Annotated in this window: 14 protein-coding genes; 6 read left to right on the forward strand and 8 right to left on the reverse strand. The window is 70.7% G+C overall.

The window, feature by feature from the left end:
• Positions 1–213: 213 nt before the first annotated feature.
• Positions 214–1998, reverse strand: a complete 1785-nt coding sequence (aspS, locus tag AB0389_RS08750) for an aspartate--tRNA ligase (RefSeq protein WP_366394601.1) — start codon at positions 1996–1998, stop codon at positions 214–216.
• Between the two features lie 181 nt (positions 1999–2179).
• Here aspS and AB0389_RS08755 point away from each other — a divergent pair, with 181 nt between their 5' ends.
• The gene (locus AB0389_RS08755) at positions 2180–4471 is read left to right on the forward strand and encodes a SpoIIE family protein phosphatase (protein WP_366394602.1); all 2292 of its coding nucleotides are present in this window, start codon (positions 2180–2182) and stop codon (positions 4469–4471) included.
• 20 nt (positions 4472–4491) lie between these two features.
• Here the strand turns inward: AB0389_RS08755 and AB0389_RS08760 are convergent, their stop codons facing one another.
• Positions 4492–5544: an AI-2E family transporter gene (locus AB0389_RS08760; protein WP_366394603.1), complete on the reverse strand. Its 1053-nt coding sequence runs from the start codon at positions 5542–5544 to the stop codon at positions 4492–4494.
• A 127-nt stretch (positions 5545–5671) separates the two neighbouring features.
• Here AB0389_RS08760 and AB0389_RS08765 point away from each other — a divergent pair, with 127 nt between their 5' ends.
• Positions 5672–6367 carry an RDD family protein gene (locus tag AB0389_RS08765; protein ID WP_366394604.1) on the forward strand — a complete coding sequence of 232 codons (696 nt, stop codon included), beginning with the start codon at positions 5672–5674 and terminating at the stop codon, positions 6365–6367.
• 13 nt (positions 6368–6380) lie between these two features.
• Here the strand turns inward: AB0389_RS08765 and AB0389_RS08770 are convergent, their stop codons facing one another.
• Together AB0389_RS08770 and AB0389_RS08775 are read right to left on the reverse strand one after the other, a co-directional pair.
• A complete protein-coding gene (locus tag AB0389_RS08770) occupies positions 6381–7328 on the reverse strand; it encodes a pirin family protein (RefSeq protein ID WP_366394605.1) in 948 nt (315 codons plus the stop codon).
• 146 nt (positions 7329–7474) lie between these two features.
• Positions 7475–7945 carry an SseB family protein gene (locus tag AB0389_RS08775; RefSeq protein ID WP_114660136.1) on the reverse strand — a complete coding sequence of 157 codons (471 nt, stop codon included), beginning with the start codon at positions 7943–7945 and terminating at the stop codon, positions 7475–7477.
• 217 nt (positions 7946–8162) lie between these two features.
• Here AB0389_RS08775 and AB0389_RS08780 point away from each other — a divergent pair, with 217 nt between their 5' ends.
• Together AB0389_RS08780 and AB0389_RS08785 are read left to right on the forward strand one after the other, a co-directional pair.
• Positions 8163–9989 carry an acyl-CoA dehydrogenase gene (locus AB0389_RS08780; protein WP_366394606.1) on the forward strand — a complete coding sequence of 609 codons (1827 nt, stop codon included), beginning with the start codon at positions 8163–8165 and terminating at the stop codon, positions 9987–9989.
• A gap of 323 nt (positions 9990–10312) precedes the next feature.
• On the forward strand, positions 10313–11632 hold the full coding sequence (locus AB0389_RS08785; protein WP_366394607.1) for a M18 family aminopeptidase: 1320 nt from the start codon (positions 10313–10315) through the stop codon (positions 11630–11632).
• Between the two features lie 50 nt (positions 11633–11682).
• On the opposite strand, the gene AB0389_RS08790 is transcribed toward AB0389_RS08785, so the two are convergent.
• The gene (locus AB0389_RS08790; RefSeq protein ID WP_366394608.1) at positions 11683–13575 is read right to left on the reverse strand and encodes an NHL domain-containing thioredoxin family protein; all 1893 of its coding nucleotides are present in this window, start codon (positions 13573–13575) and stop codon (positions 11683–11685) included.
• Between the two features lie 140 nt (positions 13576–13715).
• On the opposite strand from AB0389_RS08790, the gene AB0389_RS08795 reads away from it, so the two are divergent.
• Positions 13716–14210, forward strand: coding sequence for an LURP-one-related family protein (locus AB0389_RS08795; protein ID WP_366394609.1), 495 nt, complete (start codon positions 13716–13718; stop codon positions 14208–14210).
• A 128-nt stretch (positions 14211–14338) separates the two neighbouring features.
• On the opposite strand, the gene AB0389_RS08800 is transcribed toward AB0389_RS08795, so the two are convergent.
• Positions 14339–15193 carry a carbon-nitrogen family hydrolase gene (locus AB0389_RS08800; RefSeq protein ID WP_366394610.1) on the reverse strand — a complete coding sequence of 285 codons (855 nt, stop codon included), beginning with the start codon at positions 15191–15193 and terminating at the stop codon, positions 14339–14341.
• Positions 15194–15550: 357 nt separating this feature from the next.
• On the opposite strand from AB0389_RS08800, the gene AB0389_RS08805 reads away from it, so the two are divergent.
• Positions 15551–16375, forward strand: a complete 825-nt coding sequence (locus tag AB0389_RS08805) for a maleylpyruvate isomerase family mycothiol-dependent enzyme (RefSeq protein ID WP_366394611.1) — start codon at positions 15551–15553, stop codon at positions 16373–16375.
• A 139-nt stretch (positions 16376–16514) separates the two neighbouring features.
• Here the strand turns inward: AB0389_RS08805 and AB0389_RS08810 are convergent, their stop codons facing one another.
• Both AB0389_RS08810 and AB0389_RS08815 read right to left on the reverse strand, forming a co-directional pair.
• Positions 16515–17828: an MFS transporter gene (locus tag AB0389_RS08810; RefSeq protein WP_366394612.1), complete on the reverse strand. Its 1314-nt coding sequence runs from the start codon at positions 17826–17828 to the stop codon at positions 16515–16517.
• Entirely contained in the window at positions 17825–18520 is a 696-nt protein-coding gene (locus tag AB0389_RS08815) for a GntR family transcriptional regulator (protein ID WP_366394613.1), read from the reverse strand. The genes AB0389_RS08810 and AB0389_RS08815 overlap by 4 nt, the downstream gene beginning before the upstream one ends.
• Between the last annotated feature and the right edge of the window lie 33 nt (positions 18521–18553).

Below are 18553 nucleotides of genomic sequence, written 5' to 3' on the forward strand. Positions count from 1 at the left end.
TGTGAGCATTCAAGTGAAGTGACGGCTCAACCCGACAACCCCGGCCGTCCCCGGCCCAGTTGTTCGCACCACCGAACAGAAAAAGCCTCTGCCCCCGCCCCTCCCGTCAACCATCACGACGGGAGGAACAGGGGCAGAGACTGAGCCAGAGCCAGAAGCAGAAGCAGACTCAGACTCAGACTCAGACTCAAACGCAGAGAATCTGAAGAACCGCTACTCCGCCGGCTTCGCCGACGGCTTCGCGACCGGCTTGCGCAGCGCGATGTTCAGCTCGCGCAGCCGCGACTCGTCCAGCTCCGTCGGCGCGCCCATCATCAGGTCCTGGGCGTTGCCGTTGAGCGGGAAGGCGATCGTCTCGCGGATGTTCGGCTCGTCCGCCAGCAGCATGACGATGCGGTCCACGCCCGGGGCGATGCCGCCGTGCGGCGGGGCGCCGAGGCGGAAGGCGCGGAGCATGCCGGCGAACTCGTGCTCGACGGTCTCGCGGTCGTATCCCGCGATCTCGAACGCCTTGAGCATCAGCTCGGGCTCGTGGTTACGGATCGCGCCGGACGACAGCTCGATGCCGTTGCAGACGATGTCGTACTGCCACGCCAGGATGTCCAGCGGGTCCTTCGTCTCCAGGTCGTCGAGACCGCCCTGGGGCATCGAGAACGGGTTGTGCGAGAAGTCGATCTTCCCGGTCTCCTCGTCCTTCTCGTACATCGGGAAGTCGACGATCCAGCAGAACCGGAACACGCCCTCCTCGAAGTGGCCCGCGCGCTTGGCCGCCTCGACCCGGACCGCGCTCATGATCTTGGAGACCTCGTCGAACTCGCCCGCGCCGAAGAAGATCGCGTGGCCGGGGACGAGCGAGAGGCGCTCGGTGAGGAGCTTGACGTCGTCCTCTGTAAGGAACTTGGCGATCGGGCCGCTCAGCGCGCCGTCGTCACCGACCCGCACCCACGCCAGGCCCTTCGCGCCGTGCTCGACCGCGTACGCGCCGAGCCCGTCGAAGAACTTGCGCGACTGGCCCGCCGTGTCCGGCACCGGCAGCGCGCGGACGTGCTTGCCCGCGAACGCCTTGAAGCCGGAGTCGGCGAAGACGTCCGAGATGTCGACCAGCTCCAGCTTGGCTCGCAGGTCCGGCTTGTCGTTGCCGTACTTCAGCATCGACTCGCGGAACGGGATGCGCGGGAACGGGGACGTGACGTGGCGTCCGCCGCCGAACTCCTCGAACAGCTCGGTCATCAGCTTCTCGATCGGCTGGAAGACGTCTTCCTGCTCGACGAAGCTCATCTCGACATCGAGCTGGTAGAACTCGCCCGGCGAGCGGTCCGCGCGCGCGTCCTCGTCGCGGAAGCAGGGCGCGATCTGGAAGTAGCGGTCGAAGCCGGAGATCATCAGCAGCTGCTTGAACTGCTGCGGGGCCTGCGGCAGCGCGTAGAACTTGCCGGGGTTCAGCCGGGAAGGGACCACGAAGTCACGGGCGCCCTCGGGGGAGGTCGCGGTGAGGATCGGGGTGGCCATCTCGTTGAAGCCGAGCGCGGTCATCTTGTGCCGGATGGCGGAGATGACCGCCGTACGCAGCATGATGTTGCGGTGCATGCGCTCGCGGCGCAGGTCCAGGAAGCGGTACTCCAGACGCCGCTCCTCGTTGACGCCGTCCTCGGCGTTGATCGTGAACGGCAGCGGGCCGGCCGCGCCCAGGATCTCGACCTCGGAGACCTCGATCTCGATCTCGCCCGTCGGCAGCTCCGGGTTGACGTTCTCCGCACCGCGCGCGGAGACCTTGCCGTCGATGCGGACGACGGTCTCCTTCGTGAGCTTGGACAGCGCTTCGTTGGCGGCGGTGCCGGGACGGGCGACGAGCTGCACCAGACCGTAGTGGTCACGGAGATCGATGAAGAGGATGCCGCCCAGGTCTCGGCGATTGTGCAGCCAGCCGCTCAGCCGGACGTCGGCACCGACGTCGGAGGCGCGGAGCTGGCCGCAGGTATGGGACCTGTACCGATGCATCGTCGTTCATCCAGTCTTAGCAATCGAGGGGTGTGCCAGGAGACACAAGGTTAGCGCCCGGCACGGACACCCCTCCCGGCAGAGCGCCGCAGCGCGGTCGGCGGAGCACCACAGCGCACTCGGCGGGGGTCCGCGCCGCTCTCGGTGGCGTCCGGTCTGCTGATATTCATAAAGTGGGGCAATGCGCACCGAGGAGGTCCTGGCCGCCATCGCCACCGGCGTGTGGCGCTGGGAGAGCGCGTCCAACACGATCGCCCTCGACGCCCAGGCGGCCCGGCTCTACGGACTCCCCGCCGAACCGACCGTCCTGCCGGAGAGCGTCGTCCGTGCCCACTACCACCCGGTCGACTGGAACGAGATCATCAGCATCATCAGGCTCGCCCTCGCCGAGGACACCCTGGCCGAGGCCCGGATGCGGATCGTGGACAGCGAGGGGCGGGTGCTGCGCACCGTACGGTCCCGGTGCAGACCCACCGTGCGGATACGGCCCGACGGCACCACGGAGTCCGAGCTGAACGGCACCGTCCAGGAGGTGGTGTCCGAGCCGCGCCCGGGGACGGCGGTCGAGGGTACGTCGGTCACCGGCGACTGGCGCCGCTCCCGCGAGGCGTTCCTGCTGGACGCGGGGCGGGCGCTGGCCGAGGCCCGCTCCACCAGCGAGGTGCTGCGCGTCGCCGCCTCGCTGTCCATGCCCGGCTTCTCGCCTGACGGGCTCGCGGTCTTCAGCGTCGTCGGCGAGCGGCTGCGGATCATCGGGCACCACGGGCACGACGCCGGGGACATCGGCCCGTTCGAGGACATGGCGCTGAGCACGGACTACCCGGCGGCGGAGGTGGTGCGGACCGGCCGGGCCATCTATCTGTCGGCCCCCGAGGAGTACGAGAGCCGCTATCCGACCGCCTGGCAGTACGTGCAGCGCTTCGACCGCAGCTCCTGGGCGTTCGTCCCGCTGATCGTCGCGGGCCGGACGCTGGGCACCTGGATGGCGGCCTTCAAGCACCGCGTCGCGTTCTCGCCGGACGAGCGGTCCGTCCTGACGACGGTGGCGCGCATGCTCGCGCAGGCGCTGGCGCGCGCCGGGACCGCCGAGTCGGAGCGCGAGCTGTCCCTCGGCCTCCAGCGCTCGATGATGCCGACGACGGGCCCGGCGATCCCGGGCATGACGGTCGCCGCGCGGTACGTGCCGACCGGCGGCGGGCTCCAGGTCGGCGGCGACTGGTACGACATGATCCCGCTGCCGGGCGGACGGAGCGGCCAGGGCGGCCCGGGCGGCCACGGCGGCCCGGGAAACCCGAGGGGCCGGGGAACGGGGCGCTTCGCGCTGGTCATCGGGGACGTCCAGGGACACGACGTACGGGCCGCCGGCCTGATGGGGCAGCTCAGGATCGCGCTGCGGGCGTACGCCTCCGAGGGCCACCGGCCGGACGCGGTCCTCTCCCGGGCCTCGCGCTTCCTCGCCGGGCTCCAGCTGTACGGCACGGACGGCGTCGAGGACGCGAGCTCCACGGCACCGAAGGCGTCGTACGAGTCCCGGACGGCCTACGAGTCCCAGGCGGCGTACGAGTCCCAGGCGGCGTACGAGAACCGCGGCCCGCGCTTCGCGACCTGCCTCTATCTGGAGGTCGACCCCGAGACCGGGACGCTCGACATCGCCCGCGCGGGCCACCCCGACCCGGTGATCCTCGCGGCCGACGGGACGGCGGTCATCCGGCAGACCCTGGGCGGGCTGCCGCTCGGCATCGAGGCGGACTCGGACTATCCGACGACCCGGCTCGGCCTGGAGCCCGGCGAAACGCTCCTGCTCTGCACGGACGGGCTGATCGAGACCGGCGGCCACGACATGGCGTCCGGCTGGGAGCGGCTGCGGCCCGTCATGGAGGAGCACGGCGGCGGCTCCCTGGAGAAGCTGGCCGACGACCTGGTCCAGGCCGTACACGGCCCCACCTCGCACTACACCACCGGTCCGCTGGCCGACCGGCGCGAGGACGACATCGCGCTGCTCCTGCTCGCCCGCGACCGTACCCCCGCCCCCGCGGCCCGCCCGAAGGCCCGGCGCACCGCCCTGACCGTCGCCCAGGCGGAACCGGAACGGATCGCGGGCGCCCGCAGGCAGCTGCGTCAGCTGCTGCGCGACTGGACGGATCAGGAGCAGGTCGACGCGGCCGAGCTGATGGTCTCCGAGATGCTCACGAACGTCCTGGTCCACACCGACAACGACGCGCTGCTGGTCGCGGAGGCCAGGGGCGAGCGCGGCGACCGCAGGCTGCACGTGGAGGTCACCGACGCCAGCGACGAACTCCCGCACCGCAGACGCCCCGGCGAGCTGGCCTCCAGCGGGCGCGGGCTGCTGCTGATGGAGATGCTGGCGGACGCGTGGGGCGTGGACCCGAGGGGCGAGGGCAAGTCGATCTGGTTCGAGCTGTACGAGCACGACGGCCGCGACGGCCGCGACGCACACGGCACGCGCGACTGACGCACCTCACACCGCGCATCTCACGCGGACTGCCCGTACCGCTCCCGCAGCTCGGAGAGCACGCCGAAGGCCGCCGCCGTCACGGGGACGGCGAGCAGCATGCCGAGGATCCCGGCGACGCTCGCGCCCGCCGTGATGGCCAGCATCACCACGGCCGGGTGCATCTGGACCGTACGGCTCTGGATCACCGGCTGGAGCACATGCCCCTCAAGCACCTGCACGGCGAGCACCACCCCCAGCGCCCAGAGGCCGATGATCCACCCCCGGTCGGCGAACGCGACCAGCACGGCGACTGCGCCGGAGATGAAGGCGCCGAGGTACGGGATGTACGCGCCGACGAACACCAGCGCGCCGAGCCCGACCGCGCCGGGCACCCGCAGGATCAGCAGGCCGATGGTGATGCAGACGGCGTCGATCAGGGCGATGACCGTCGTCCCGCGCATGAAGCCCTCGACGGCGCCGAAGGCGTGCCGCGCCATGGCCTCGACGGTCTCGCCCGTCGAGGCGGGCGCGAGGGATCTGAGCGAGCCCGCCACACGGTCGGAGTCGCGGAGGAAGAAGAAGATCAGCAGCAGCGCGAGCACGGCGGTGGCGATGAGCTCGCCGACGACGCTGATCCCGGTGAGCACGCCGGAGGCGGCGGTGGCGCCGAACTTCCCGAGCAGGTTCTTGGCGTTCTTCGCGACGTCGTCGAGCGAGGTGCCTGCGGCGCCGAAGTGCTTGGACAGGTCCTTCGCGGCCTGCCGCAGCGAGGCCAGGATCTGGTCGCCGCTGTCGATCAGCGCGCTGACGACGATGTACCCGGCCCCACCGACCACCGCCACCACGGCGACGCAGGTCAGCACGGCGGCCAGCGACTTGTTCAGCCGCAGCGCGACGAGCCGCCGGTGCAGCGGCCCGAGGAGCGCGGTGCCGAGGATGGCGAGCAGGACGGGGGTGACGGCCGTCTTGAAGGTGACGCACAGCCAGACCGCCACCGCGACCACACCGGAGACCAGCAGCAACACCCCGCACCAGGCGGCGAGCCGCCGAGCACTCTCGGGCAGAAGGGAGGGCGTCGACGGCGTCCGCATCCCCCCACCCGAGCACGCCACCACGCCCCTGTCCTCCGGGACAGCGCCGCCCGGGTGACGTGCCGTCACACGGGCCGGGGGAATATCCGCTGGAACCGGGGACGCGGCTCCTGATCTCCTAGCCGACGTGAGCGACGACCCAGCGCAGATACCTCCGCAGCCGCCGACCCCACCGCGGCACCCGCCGCAGGACGGGCACCCGGCGCCCCCTTCGCCCCCGTACGCCGCGCAGCCGTGGACCGGCTACGGTCCACAGCCGTACGCCGCGCAGCCGCCGTACGCCGTGCCGCCGCCGTATCCCTCGTCCCCGTACGCCTCTCAGCCCTGGACGGGCTACGGTCCGCCCGTCATGCAGCCGCCCCCGCCCGGTCAGGGGCCGCCGCTCTCGCTGCTTCCGCCGCCCGGGGTGCGGCTCGGGGCGCGGCTCGTCGACGGCGTCATCCTGCTCCTCGCGCTGGCCGTGCTGGCGGGAGGCGCGGGGCTGGTTCAGTACGCCGTCGGGATGGACAGCGGGGCCTCCAAGGCGGTCGCCGTGGTCATCTACGCCGCCCTGCTCGCGCTGCTCCTCGGCTACGAGCCGTACATGACCTGGCGCTACGGCGGCACGTTCGGGAAGCGCCTCTTCAAGCTGCGCGTGGTCCGGCTCCAGGACGGCGAACGGCTGTCCTTCCTCCGGGCCCTGGGGCGGTACTGGGTGACGTTCCCCATGGCGCTCGTGCCGTTCCTCGGCACGCTGAACGTCCTGTGGTGCTGCTGGGACAAGCCGTACCGCCAGTGCCTGCACGACAAGGCCGTCTCCAGCGTGGTGATCACCCAGCGGTAGCGGGCGGCACCACCTACGCCGCCGGGACCGTCCCCAGACGCCCCGCCTGGAAGTCGTCGAACGCCTGCTTGAGCTCGGCGTGGCTGTTCATCACGAACGGGCCGTAGTGCGCCATCGGCTCCCGGATCGGCCGCCCGCCGAGCAGCACGACCTCCAGGTCGGGCGTGTTCGCGTCCTGCGTGCCGTCCGCCCGTACGGTGATGGCGCCGCCCGCGCCGAACACCGCCGTCTGCCCGGTGCGCACCGGGCGCCGGTCCGTACCGACCGAGCCGCGGCCGGCCAGGACGTACGCGAGGCCGTTGAAGTCCTCGCGCCACGGCAGCGTGACCTCCGCGCCGGGCCGCAGCGTCGCGTGGATCATCGTGATCGGGGTGTGCGTGATGCCGGGGCCCTCGTGCCCGTCCAGCTCGCCCGCGATCACCCGCAGCAGCGCGCCGCCGTCGGGCGAGGTCAGCAGCTGGACCTGGCCGCCGCGGATGTCCTGGTAGCGGGGGTCCATCATCTTGTCGGACGCGGGGAGGTTCACCCAGAGCTGGAGCCCGTGGAACAGCCCGCCCGACATGACCAGCGACTCCGGCGGGGCCTCGATGTGCAGGAGGCCGGAGCCGGCCGTCATCCACTGGGTGTCGCCGTTCCTGATGGTCCCGCCGCCACCGTTGCTGTCCTGGTGGATGAAGCTGCCGTCGATCAGATACGTGACGGTCTCGAAGCCGCGGTGCGGATGCCAGGGGGTCCCTTTCGGCTCGCCCGCCGCGTACTCCACCTCACCCATCTGGTCCATCATGATGAACGGGTCGAGATGTTCGTACCGTATGCCCGCAAATGCGCGCCGCACCGGGAAGCCCTCGCCCTCGAAGCCGCTGGGCGCGGTGGTGACGGCGAGTACGGGACGGGCCACGGCGTCGGCCGGAGCCGCCACGCGGGGCAGGGTCAGCGGGTTGTCGACGGTCACTGCGGGCATGGTGGGCCTCCTCGGTCTCACCACCAATTTAGTTGAATGCTGAACATCCTGCAAGCGGTCCCCCGGGGCGCACCCGCGCCCGGACACGCAGAGGGCCCGCTCCGGCGTGCGCCCGGAGCGGGCCCTGAGAAACGAGAAGGGAGAGGTCAGCCGTACATGCGGCGCATCGCGAAGTCCACCATCTGCTCGACCGCCTTCGCGTCGAACACCATCCGGTGATCGCCCTCCATGTCGAGCACGAAGCCGTACCCCGTCGGCAGCAGGTCGATCACCTCCGCACCCGTGATCACGAAGTACTTCGACTCCTTGCCCGCGTACCGCCGCAGCTCCTTGAGCGTCGAGAACATCGGGATCACCGGCTGCTGGGTGTTGTGCAGCGCAAGGAAGCCCGGGTTGTCGCCGCGCGGGCAGTACACCTTCGAGGTGGCGAAGATCTGCTGGAAGTCCTCGGCCTGGAGCGACCCCGTCGTGAACGCCCGGACGGCGTCACCCAGCGACGGAGGCGACGGCTCCGGATACAGCGGCTGCTCGCCGTAGCCACCCATGGGCTGCTGCGGCTGCTGGGTCTGCTGCGCGTACTGCTGCTGGGCGCCAGGGCTCTGGTCGTAGCCGTACATGAGCGCAAGAGTAGCCGTCGGGCGCGTCACAGAAACCCGGACGGGGTTGCATCTTATTACCCATGGGTAGCATCATCGTAGCTACTACCCAGTACCTCTCTCGGTACTGCCGGGTCCATGCCGGATCCACCCGACCGATCACCGACCGATCACTGACCGATCACTGACCGATCTGACCGGTCTTCCTTACCTTCCCGGACCATACGGAGTCGTCGCCATGGGGCACTACAAGTCGAATCTCCGCGACATCGAGTTCAACCTCTTCGAGGTTCTCGGGCGCGACAAGCTGTACGGGACGGGCCCGTTCGCGGAGATGGACGTCGAGACCGCGAAGAGCATCCTCGAAGAGGTCACCCGCCTCGCGGAGACCGACCTCGCCACGTCGTTCGCGGACGCGGACCGCAATCCGCCGGTCTTCGACCCGGAGAGCAACACCGCTCCCGTACCGGCCGCCTTCAAGAAGAGCTACCAGTCCTTCATGGACTCCGAGTACTGGCGCCTCGGCCTCCCCGAGGAGATCGGCGGCACCCCCGCCCCCCGCTCGCTGATCTGGGCGTACGCGGAGCTGCTCCTCGGCGCGAACCCCGCCGTGTGGATGTACGCGTCCGGCCCGGCCTTCGCGAGCATCCTCTTCGAGGAGGGCAACGAGGCGCAGAAGAAGGCCGCCGCGATCGCCGTCGAGAAACAGTGGGGCTCCACGATGGTCCTCACCGAGCCGGACGCCGGCTCGGACGTCGGCGCGGGCCGCACGAAGGCCGTCGAGCAGGAGGACGGCAGCTGGCACATCGAGGGCGTGAAGCGCTTCATCACCTCCGGTGAGCACGACATGTCGGAGAACATCCTTCACTACGTGCTCGCCCGCCCCGAGGGCGCCGGACCCGGCACGAAGGGCCTCTCGCTCTTCCTCGTACCGAAGTACGAGTTCGACTGGACGACCGGCGAACTGGGCGCGCGCAACGGCGTGTACGCGACGAACGTCGAGCACAAGATGGGCCTCAAGGCGTCCAACACCTGCGAGATGACCTTCGGCGACCGCCACCCCGCCAAGGGCTGGCTGATCGGCGACAAGCACGAGGGCATCCGCCAGATGTTCCGGATCATCGAGTTCGCCCGCATGATGGTCGGCACGAAGGCCATCGCCACCCTCTCCACCGGCTATCTGAACGCGCTGGAGTACGCCAAGGAGCGCGTCCAGGGCCCCGACCTGGCGCAGTTCATGGACAAGGCCGCGCCCAAGGTCACCATCACGCACCACCCGGACGTGCGCCGCTCGCTGATGACGCAGAAGGCGTACGCGGAGGGCATGCGCACGCTCGTCATGTACACCGCCTCGGTCCAGGACGAGATCGCCGTCAAGGAGGCCGAGGGCGAGAACACCAAGGCCCTGCACGGCCTGAACGACCTGCTGCTGCCGATCGTGAAGGGGTACGGCTCCGAGCGGTCGTACGAGCAGCTCGCGCAGTCCCTCCAGATCTTCGGCGGCTCCGGCTACCTCCAGGAGTACCCGGTCGAGCAGTACATCCGGGACGCCAAGATCGACACGCTCTACGAGGGCACCACGGCGATCCAGGGCCAGGACTTCTTCTTCCGGAAGGTCGTCCGCGACCAGGGCCAGGCGCTGAACACCCTCTCCGAGGAGATCAGGACGTTCCTCGCGGTCGGCACCGGCGGTACGGAGCTGGCCCCGGCCCGCGAGGCGCTCGCTACCGCCGCCGGCCACCTGGAGGCGATCGTCGGCGCGATGCTGGCCGACCTGACCGCCACCGGCGACGACGTCAAGAACATCTACAAGGTCGGGCTCAACACGACGCGCCTGCTGATGGCCTCGGGCGATGTGGTCGTCGGCTACCTGCTGCTGCGCGGTGCCGCGGTGGCCGCGGAGAAGCTGGAGACGGCCGCGGCGAAGGATGTGGCGTTCTACCAGGGCAAGATCGCCGCGGCGAAGTTCTTCGCGGCGAACGTGCTGCCGGGGGTCGCGACGGAGCGGGCGCTGGCGGAGAGCGTCGACAACTCGCTGATGGAGCTGGACGAAGCGGCCTTCTGAGACGGCCGGTCACGGCCCCGTCGGTCTCATCGGCCTCGTCAGTCCCATCGGTCCCGTCGGTCTCATCGGCCTCGTCAGTCCCATCGGCCCTGTCGGTCCCGTTGGCACCCCGAGTGCGGGCGCTCCTCCAGGGGAGCGCCCGCACCTCCGCCGTATCCGCACCACTTGCGCACCACTTGCGCACCACTCGTGCACCGCATCCGCACCGTATCCGCACCGCGGGCGCACGATGTCGGCCCGCGACCGCCGCGTACCGGCCTTGGCACATGCCGTTACCGCCGGTGCCAAGGCCGCTGTCCGACCCCGTCGTTATGGTGAACCCCATGAGCACTTCCGTCCGCTTCGACCGCGGCCACACCGACGACCTCATGACCTTCCTGGCGGCGAGCCCGACGCCGTACCACGCCGTGGCCAACGCCGCGGAGCGCCTGGAGAAGGCGGGCTTCCGCCAGGTGCGGGAGACGGACGCGTGGGACGGGTCGACGGGCGGCCGGTTCGTACTGCGCGGCGGGGCGCTCATCGCCTGGTACGTCCCGGAGGGCGCCGAGCCGCACACCCCCTTCCGGATCGTCGGCGCGCACACCGACTCACCGAATCTCCGCGTGAAGCCGTTGCCGGACACCGGTTCGTACGGCTGGCGCCAGATCGCCGTCGAGATCTACGGCGGGACGCTGCTCAACACCTGGCTCGACCGCGATCTCGGGCTGGCGGGCCGGATCAGCCTGCGGGACGGCACGCACCGGCTGGTGAACGTCGACCGGGCGCTGCTGCGCGTTCCCCAGCTGGCCGTGCATCTGGACCGTTCGGTCAACACCGAGGGCCTCAAGCTGGACCGGCAGCGGCACATGCAGCCGATCTGGGGGCTCGGGCAGCCCGAGGAGGGCGATCTGATCCGCTTCGTGGCCGAGGAGGCGGGGGTCGACGCGGAGGACATCACCGGCTGGGACCTGATGCCGCACGCCATCGAGCCGCCCGCGTATCTCGGCCGCGACCGTGAGCTGCTGGCCGGGCCGCGGATGGACAACCTGATCTCGGTGCACGCGGGTACGGCGGCGCTGGCGGCGGTGGCGACGGCCTCGGAGACGGCGGGCGCTGCCGCCACCGCGCCGCTTCCGTACATCCCGGTGCTGGCCGCGTTCGACCACGAGGAGAACGGCTCGCAGTCGGACACGGGCGCCGACGGCCCGCTGCTCGGCACCGTGCTCGAACGTTCGGTGCTGGCGCGCGGCGGCTCCTTCGAGGACCGCGCCCGGGCCTTCGCAGGAACGATCTGCCTGTCGTCGGACACCGGCCACGCCGTGCACCCCAACTACGTCGACCGACACGACCCGACGCACCACCCGCGCGCCAACGGCGGCCCGATCCTCAAGGTCAACGTCAATATGCGGTACGCGACGGACGGCAGCGGCCGGGCCGTCTTCGCCGCCGCCTGTGAGCGGGCGGGCGTGCCGTGGCAGACGTTCGTCTCCAACAACTCGATGCCGTGCGGCACGACGATCGGCCCGATCACCGCGGCGAGACACGGCATTCAGACCGTCGACATCGGGGTGGCGATCCTGTCGATGCACAGCGCGCGCGAACTGTGCGGCGCGGACGACCCGTTCCTGCTGGCGAACGCGCTGGTGGCGTTCCTGGAAGCCTGAGCAGCACCGGCCGCCACGGACAAGCCTCCCGAACACGGGGAGCCGGGCGGCTACGCGTCGAGCCCGGCGAGAACAAGCCCGAGCCGGGAGACCCCGTCGCCGCTGACAGTGACCGGAACGCCCCAGTCCTGCTGGTGGACATGGCAGGCCGGGTACTCGTTCAGCGGGTCGTCGTCGCAGGAGGCCGCCATCGCGGAGACGTGCAGCACCCCTTCCGTGACGCCGTCGGCGAGGACGAGGTCGCGGCTCAGATCCGTACCGGCGCCCGAGCCGTCCGCCAGCAGTTCGGGCGGGGTGGCGGAGACGAGCAGCCGGGTCGAGGGGCCGTAGCGGGTGTCGAGCTTCTGGCCGGTCGGCGCGGTGAAGACGATGTCCAGCCGGAGCGCGCCGGGGGCGACCTCGGTCGCGGCCCGCCGGGTGCGGTGCGCGACGGACTCGACGCGTACCGCCTCGTCGGGCAGCCGCAGCCGGGTCAGCCGGTGGCGGGCGGACTCGACGACCAGGATGTCGTCGCCGACAAGGACGGCGTCGCTCGGCTCGCGCAGGTCGGTCGCCAGCGTGGACACCTCGCCGGAGGCGGGGTCGTACCGCCGCAGGGCGTGGTTGTACGTGTCCGCCACGGCGACGGAGCCGTCCGGGAGCGCCGTGACGCCCAGCGGGTGCTGGAAGAGCGCCTGGCCGGCGGCGCCGTCGCGGTGCCCGAAGTCGAAGAGCCCGGTGCCGACGGCGGTCCGCACGACGAAGGTGTCCCCGTCCCTCTCGTCCCCCTGGTCCCTCTCATCCCTCTGGTCCTTCTCGTCCCTCTGGTCCCTCTCGATGTACCGCAGCGCGCTGGTCTCGGAGTCGGCGACCCACAGCCGGTCGGCGGCCGGGTCGGCCGCGAGCCCGGACGGCTGCGCGAACCACGCCGCGTCGGCCGACCCGTCCACCAGGCCCTCGTTCGTCGTACCGGCCGCGACCTGGACCGTCCCGGTCGCCGGGTCGTACGTCCACAGCTGGTGGACCCCGGCCATGGCGATCCACACCCGGTCCGCCCACCAGGCGACGTCCCACGGCGAGGAGAGATCGACCTCCCGCGCGGGCCCGGCGGACGGCGAGCCCTGCCACCACTGCCGGCCGGTCCCTGCGACGGTCTCGATCGCGCCGCTGACCGGGTCGTACGTACGCAGCGCGTGGTTCACCGTGTCGGCGACGATCACCTTGCCGTCGGGCAGCAGCGCGAGCCCCTGCGGCTCGCTGAAGGCGTCGGGCCCGAAGCCGCGCTCCCCGCTGCCGATCCGCCGTACGACGCTCTCGCCGTCCGCCGCCAGCTCGACCAGCTGATGCCGGGTGGAGTCCGAGACGAGGAACGTCCCGCCCGGCAGCGCCAGCACCTTCCCCGGGAACCGCAGATCGCTCGCGACGGGCTCCGGCGGCACATACGGCCCGTCCCCGCGCCGCAGCGTCCCCTTGGCGGCGTGCTCCGCCTCCAGCTCCTGGACGAGCCTCTCAATGGCGTGCGCATGCCCCTCGCCCGCGTGCTGCGCGACGACGTACCCCTCGGGATCGATCACGACCAGCGTGGGCCAGGCCCGCACGGCGTACTGCTTCCAGGTCGCCAGCTCGGGATCGTCCAGCACGGGGTGGTGCACCTCGTACCGCTCCACGGCATCGACGACGGCCCGGTGCTCGGCCTCGTGCACGAACTTCGGCGAGTGGACACCGATGATCACCACCGTGTCGCGGTGCTTCTCCTCCAGCTCCCGCAGTTCGTCGAGCACATGCAGGCAGTTAATGCAACAAAACGTCCAGAAATCCAGAATGACGATGCGTCCCCGCAGGTCGGCGAGGGTGTAGGAGGCGTCACCCGTGTTGAGCCAGCCGCCCTTGCCGATCAGCTCGGGGGCACGGACACGGGCGCGGCGGGACGCGGAGGGAGCGGGGGCGGGAGTCGCATCGGTCATGGAACAAGGGTGCCACCCACCACCGACAGCCGCCGCGCCCCCTCCGCGCACCCCACACCCCACACCCCGCGCCCTGCGCCGTCCGCGTGCACCTGCCCCGGGGCGGCCATGACCGCCCGCCGCCGGGGTACCCGTACCGCATGAAATATCTCGTACGCGACAAGATCTTCGCGATCGGCGACGACTACTGGATCGAGGACGAGCACGGCCGGCACGCCTATCTCGTCGACGGCAAGGCGCTGCGGCTGCGTGACACCCTGGAGCTGAAGGACCCCGACGGCCGGGTGCTGGTCACGCTGCGGCAGAAGCTGCTCAGCCTGCGGGACGCGATGACCATCGAGCGGGACGGCGAGACGCTCGCGACCATCCGTAAGAAGCGCCTGTCGCTGCTGCGCAACCACTACCGCGTGAGCCTGGCCGAGGGCACCGAACTGGACGTCAGCGGCCGGATCCTGGACCGGGAGTTCGCGGTCGAGTACGACGGCGAGCTGCTGGCACACATCTCGCGGCGGTGGCTGCGGGTGCGGGAGACGTACGGCGTGGATGTCGTACGGGAGGACGCGGACCACGCGCTGCTCATCGCGGTGGCGGTGTGCGTGATCCGGATGGCGGAGAAGGAGCGCGAGGAGGGCTGAGCGCGGAGGAACAGGGCGCAGAGGAACCGCACTCGGAGGAACAGCCCCTGAGGACCCCACACAGCCTCAGCGCGCCACTTCAGCTCCGGCTACGGCTCCGGCGCCCGCGCCCGCGCCCGCGCCTACGCTTACGCCGTCGTCCCGGGCGCGGCCAGCCCCAGCCGTCGGTCCCTGAGCACCGGGAACCGCTCGCGGGTGCGCGCGACGTTCGCCAGGTCCAGCTCGACCGTCAGCACCTCCTCGCCCGTCCCCGCCTCCGCGAGCACCTCGCCCCAGGGGTCCACGACGACGCTGTGCCCGGACTGCTCCACGCCCGCGTGCGTGCCGGCGGTGGCGCAGGCGAGGACGTACGTCTGGTTCTCGACGGCGCGCGCCCGCGTCAGCAGCGACCAGTGCGCGCGCCGGCGGGCGGGCCAGCCGGCCGGGACGACGAGGACCTCGGCGCCCGCGTCGGTGAGGCCGCGGAAGAGCTCGGGGAAGCGGAGGTCGTAGCAGGTGGCGAGGCCGAGGGTGGTGCCGGGGCCGCGCGGGGTCGGCGGCAGCGCGACGGTGACGAGTTCCTCGCCGGCGTCCATCAGCGTGGCCTCGCCCTTGTCGAAGCCGAAGCGGTGGATCTTGCGGTACGTACGGACGAGTTCGCCGGCGGGGGAGATGACGAGCGAGGTGTTGAAGAGCCGCCCGTCGGCAGTCCGTTCGACGACGGAGCCGGCGTGCAGCCAGACGCGGGCGTCGCGCGCGGCGGCCGACATCGCTTCGTACGTAGGCCCATGGACCGGTCCGTCAACCGCTACCGCTTCCGACACCGCTACCGCTTCCGCTTCCTCGGCGAAGGACTCGAACGAGAAGGCGCCGACCGGCCAGAGCTCCGGCAGAACGACGAGATCGACGCCACGTTGGCCGCGTACCAGCGAGGCGACCCGCGCCCTACGGGAATCGACCGATTCGTCCAGGTCTACCGCGATCTGAAGCAACGAAGCGCGCACAGTACCACCGTCCTGGCATTCGAGCCGTCAACACGGGCCTACGATCGTCACACGAAAGCACTGCCGGGGTGCCATCGGGCAGCGTAACTTGGACCGACCGTCACATGGGGGGTGGGTAAAGGAGCGGGGGTGGGTGCGTGTGGCTGCAAGGCGGAGGATTGAGGCATGGCGGAGCCATGGTGATTGACGACAACGCCGCAGACGCGCGTGACCGGCCCCGTGACGCCGCCCCCCATGTGACGGTCGGTCCAAGCTGCCGAGCCTCCCCGCAGCAGCCGACGCCGCAAGCCGTAGCCAGCAGCCCGCCAGCCCGCCTGACAAGCCAGCCCGCGTACCGCAGAACCGCCGAGGGGTCCCGTGACCGTCCATCCCAGCCTTCAAAACTACGCCGATGCCTGGGCCCATTCCATCGAGGCCATATTCGAGTTGGTGAAGCCACTCGTCGACAGCGACTGGAACCGGCGCACACCATGCCCGAGTTGGTCCGTGCGGGACGTGGTCTCTCATGTCATCGGCATGGAAAGCGAGATGCTCGGGGATCCACGGCCCATCCACTCCCTGCCCCGCGATCTCTACCACATCCAGAGCGAGTCGGCCCGCTACATGGAGCTCCAGGTGGATGTGCGGCGCCATCACACGGCGCTGGAGAACGTCTCCGAGCTGGAGTACACGATCATCCGGCGCAACCGGCAGTTGCGGAACGAGAGCCGCTCCCCCGACACGATGGTCCCGGCGCCGCTGCGCAAGCAGCAGACGCTGGAGAACGCGATGCGGGCGCGGGCGTTCGACGTATGGGTGCACGAGCAGGATCTGCGGTACGCGCTGAACCGGCCCGGCAACATCGACTCCCCGGGCTCGCTGATCGTCCGGGACGCGCTGCTGGCGGCGCTGCCGAAGGTCATCGCGAAGGACGCGGGCGCGCCGCCGAATTCGGCGATCGTGATCGATGTGACGGGCCCGCTGGAGTTCCTGCGTACGGTGCGGGTGAACGCGGACGGGCGCGGCACGATCGACGGTTCGCCGTCGCTCGGTCCTGTGGTGACGCTGGCGACGGACTGGGAGACGTACTACCGGCTGGCGTGCGGGCGGGTGCGGCCGGCGGCGGTGGCGCATCTGGTCAAGCTGGACGGTGACGAGGAGCTGGGGGCCGCGATTCTGCGCGAGTTCGCGGTTACGCCGTAAGGACGGGGCAGAACAGGGCGACGAGAGGGGGCTGCACGCACCCGGCCTCACACGGGTACGTGCACGACCTCGCACAGGTGCAGGCGCCGCGACCTGCGCCGCTACCTGCACTGCTACCTGCACTGCTACCTGCGCCCCCTCACACAGGTACGTGTACGGCCTCCACCCGGCTCGCGACCAGCCGTTCCCGCTCCCTGCGCGCTGTGCGGGAGCGCAGCCGCAGAATCTGTACGACCCCGACGGCTTCGAGGACGAAGACGGACGAGAAGGCGATCCGGTAGTTGTCGCCGGTCGCGTCGAGCAGCACCCCGACCGCGAACAGTGTCGTCATCGAGGCCGTGAAACCACCCATGTTGACGATTCCGGAGGCCGTTCCCTGACGCTCCGGCGGGTTGGCGGGCCGGGCGAAGTCGAAGCCGATCATCGAGGCGGGGCCGCAGGCGCCGAGGACGGCGCAGAGGGTGATCAGCAGCCACATGGGGGCGTGTTCGCCGGGGTGGAGGAGCGTGATCGCCCAGGCGAGCGCGGTCGCCGCGACCGTACCGAGGGCGAGCGGGGCTCTGGCGGCGTGGTGCCGGGCGATGACCTGCCCGTACACGAGCCCGACGACCATGTTGGAGAGCACGATCAGGGTGAGCAGCTCGCCCGCGACGGCGCGGGACAGGCCCTGGGCCTCGACGAGGAACGGCATCCCCCAGAGCAGCAGGAAGAACATGGCGGGGAACTGGGTGGTGAAGTGCACCCACATCCCGAGCCGGGTGCCGGGTTCGCGCCAGGACGCGGCGATCTGCCTCCGTACGAAGGCGACGCCCGCGTGTTCGGCCGGCGGCGGCTCGTGCCCTTCGGGGTGGTCCTTGAGGAAGGCCAGCAGGAGGACGAGCACCACGACCCCGGCGAAGGCGCTGCCGGCGAAGGTGGTGGTCCAGCCGAGGCCGTGCAGGGTGCGGGAGATGAAGATGGTGGAGACGAGGTTGCCGGCCATCCCGAAGAGCGCGGCGATCTGCGCGATCATCGGGCCGCGCCGGGCGGGGAACCAGCGGGTGCCGAGCCGCAGCACGCTGATGAACGTCATCGCGTCACCGCAGCCGAGCAGGGCGCGGGAGGCGAGGGCCGTGCCGTACGAGGGGGAGAAGGCGAAGCCCAGCTGTCCGGCGGTGAAGAGCACCACGCCGAGCGTGAGGACCCGGCGCGTGCCGAACCGGTCGACCATGAGGCCGACGGGTATCTGCATGCCCGCGTACACGAGCAGCTGGAGTATCGAGAAGGTCGACAGGGCCGAGGCGTTGACCTGGAACCGGTCGGCGGCGTCGAGTCCGGCGACGCCCAGGCTCGTACGGAAGATGACGGCGACGAAGTAGACGGCGACGCCGATGCCCCAGACCCAGACGGCGCGCCGGCCGCCGGGGGGATCGCCGGGCAGGCTGACGGCGGCGGAACGGTAACCCGAACTCACCGGTCCTCACCCCGGACCAGCACCTTGACCCGGCCGACATGGCGCCGTACGCACGCGGCGGCGCCGTCCGCGTCGCCCGCCCGGATGGCTTCGAGGAGCTCGGCGTGTTCGGTGACGTTCTTGGCGATCCGGTCGGGGTGCGCCTCCATGACGGCGACGCCCATCCGCAGCTGCCGGTCCCTGAGCTGGTCGTACAGCTTGGAGAGAATCTGGTTGCCGGCGTTGCGCACGATCTCGGCGTGGAAGCTGCGGTCGCTCACGGCGACGGCCGCGAGATCCCCGTCCTCGGCCCGCCCGCGCTGCTCGTCGAGCAGCTCCTCCAGCCGCGCCAGAAACGGCGCGGACGCCGGCACGGCCTTCCGTACGGCGAACTCCTCCACCAGCAGCCGCGTCTCGACCACGTCCGCGATCTCCTGCGCCGACACGGCGAGCACGAGCGCGCCCTTCTTCGGATAGAGCTTGATCAGCCCCTCGACCTCCAGTTTCAGCAACGCCTCCCGCACCGGCGTACGCGAAACCCCCACGGCCTCGGCCAGCTCCCCCTCGGTCAGCAGGGTCCCCCCTTCATACCGCCGGTCGAGCACGGCCTCCTTGATATGGCTGTAGACACGGTCGGCGGCGGGCGGTTGCTTGACGGAGACGACGGGAACGGCGACGGGAACGGCGGGCGCGGGCGCAGGCGCGGATGGCATGCGCACAGCATAGATACAACACAGGTACAACAG

The sequence above is a fragment of the Streptomyces sp. NPDC093109 genome (assembly GCF_040701725.1).
Lineage (GTDB): Bacteria > Actinomycetota > Actinomycetes > Streptomycetales > Streptomycetaceae > Streptomyces.

What these genes read in the sequence shown, in the direction of transcription:
- aspS (WP_366394601.1), bottom strand. Translation starts at nt 1,998, where the DNA reads ATGCATCGGTACAGGTCCCATACCTGCGGCCAGCTCCGCGCCTCCGAC.
- AB0389_RS08755 (WP_366394602.1), top strand. Translation starts at nt 2,180, where the DNA reads ATGCGCACCGAGGAGGTCCTGGCCGCCATCGCCACCGGCGTGTGGCGC.
- AB0389_RS08760 (WP_366394603.1), bottom strand. Translation starts at nt 5,544, where the DNA reads ATGCGGACGCCGTCGACGCCCTCCCTTCTGCCCGAGAGTGCTCGGCGG.
- AB0389_RS08770 (WP_366394605.1), bottom strand. Translation starts at nt 7,328, where the DNA reads ATGCCCGCAGTGACCGTCGACAACCCGCTGACCCTGCCCCGCGTGGCG.
- AB0389_RS08775 (WP_114660136.1), bottom strand. Translation starts at nt 7,945, where the DNA reads ATGTACGGCTACGACCAGAGCCCTGGCGCCCAGCAGCAGTACGCGCAG.
- AB0389_RS08780 (WP_366394606.1), top strand. Translation starts at nt 8,163, where the DNA reads ATGGGGCACTACAAGTCGAATCTCCGCGACATCGAGTTCAACCTCTTC.
- AB0389_RS08785 (WP_366394607.1), top strand. Translation starts at nt 10,313, where the DNA reads ATGAGCACTTCCGTCCGCTTCGACCGCGGCCACACCGACGACCTCATG.
- AB0389_RS08790 (WP_366394608.1), bottom strand. Translation starts at nt 13,575, where the DNA reads ATGACCGATGCGACTCCCGCCCCCGCTCCCTCCGCGTCCCGCCGCGCC.
- AB0389_RS08795 (WP_366394609.1), top strand. Translation starts at nt 13,716, where the DNA reads ATGAAATATCTCGTACGCGACAAGATCTTCGCGATCGGCGACGACTAC.
- AB0389_RS08815 (WP_366394613.1), bottom strand. Translation starts at nt 18,520, where the DNA reads ATGCCATCCGCGCCTGCGCCCGCGCCCGCCGTTCCCGTCGCCGTTCCC.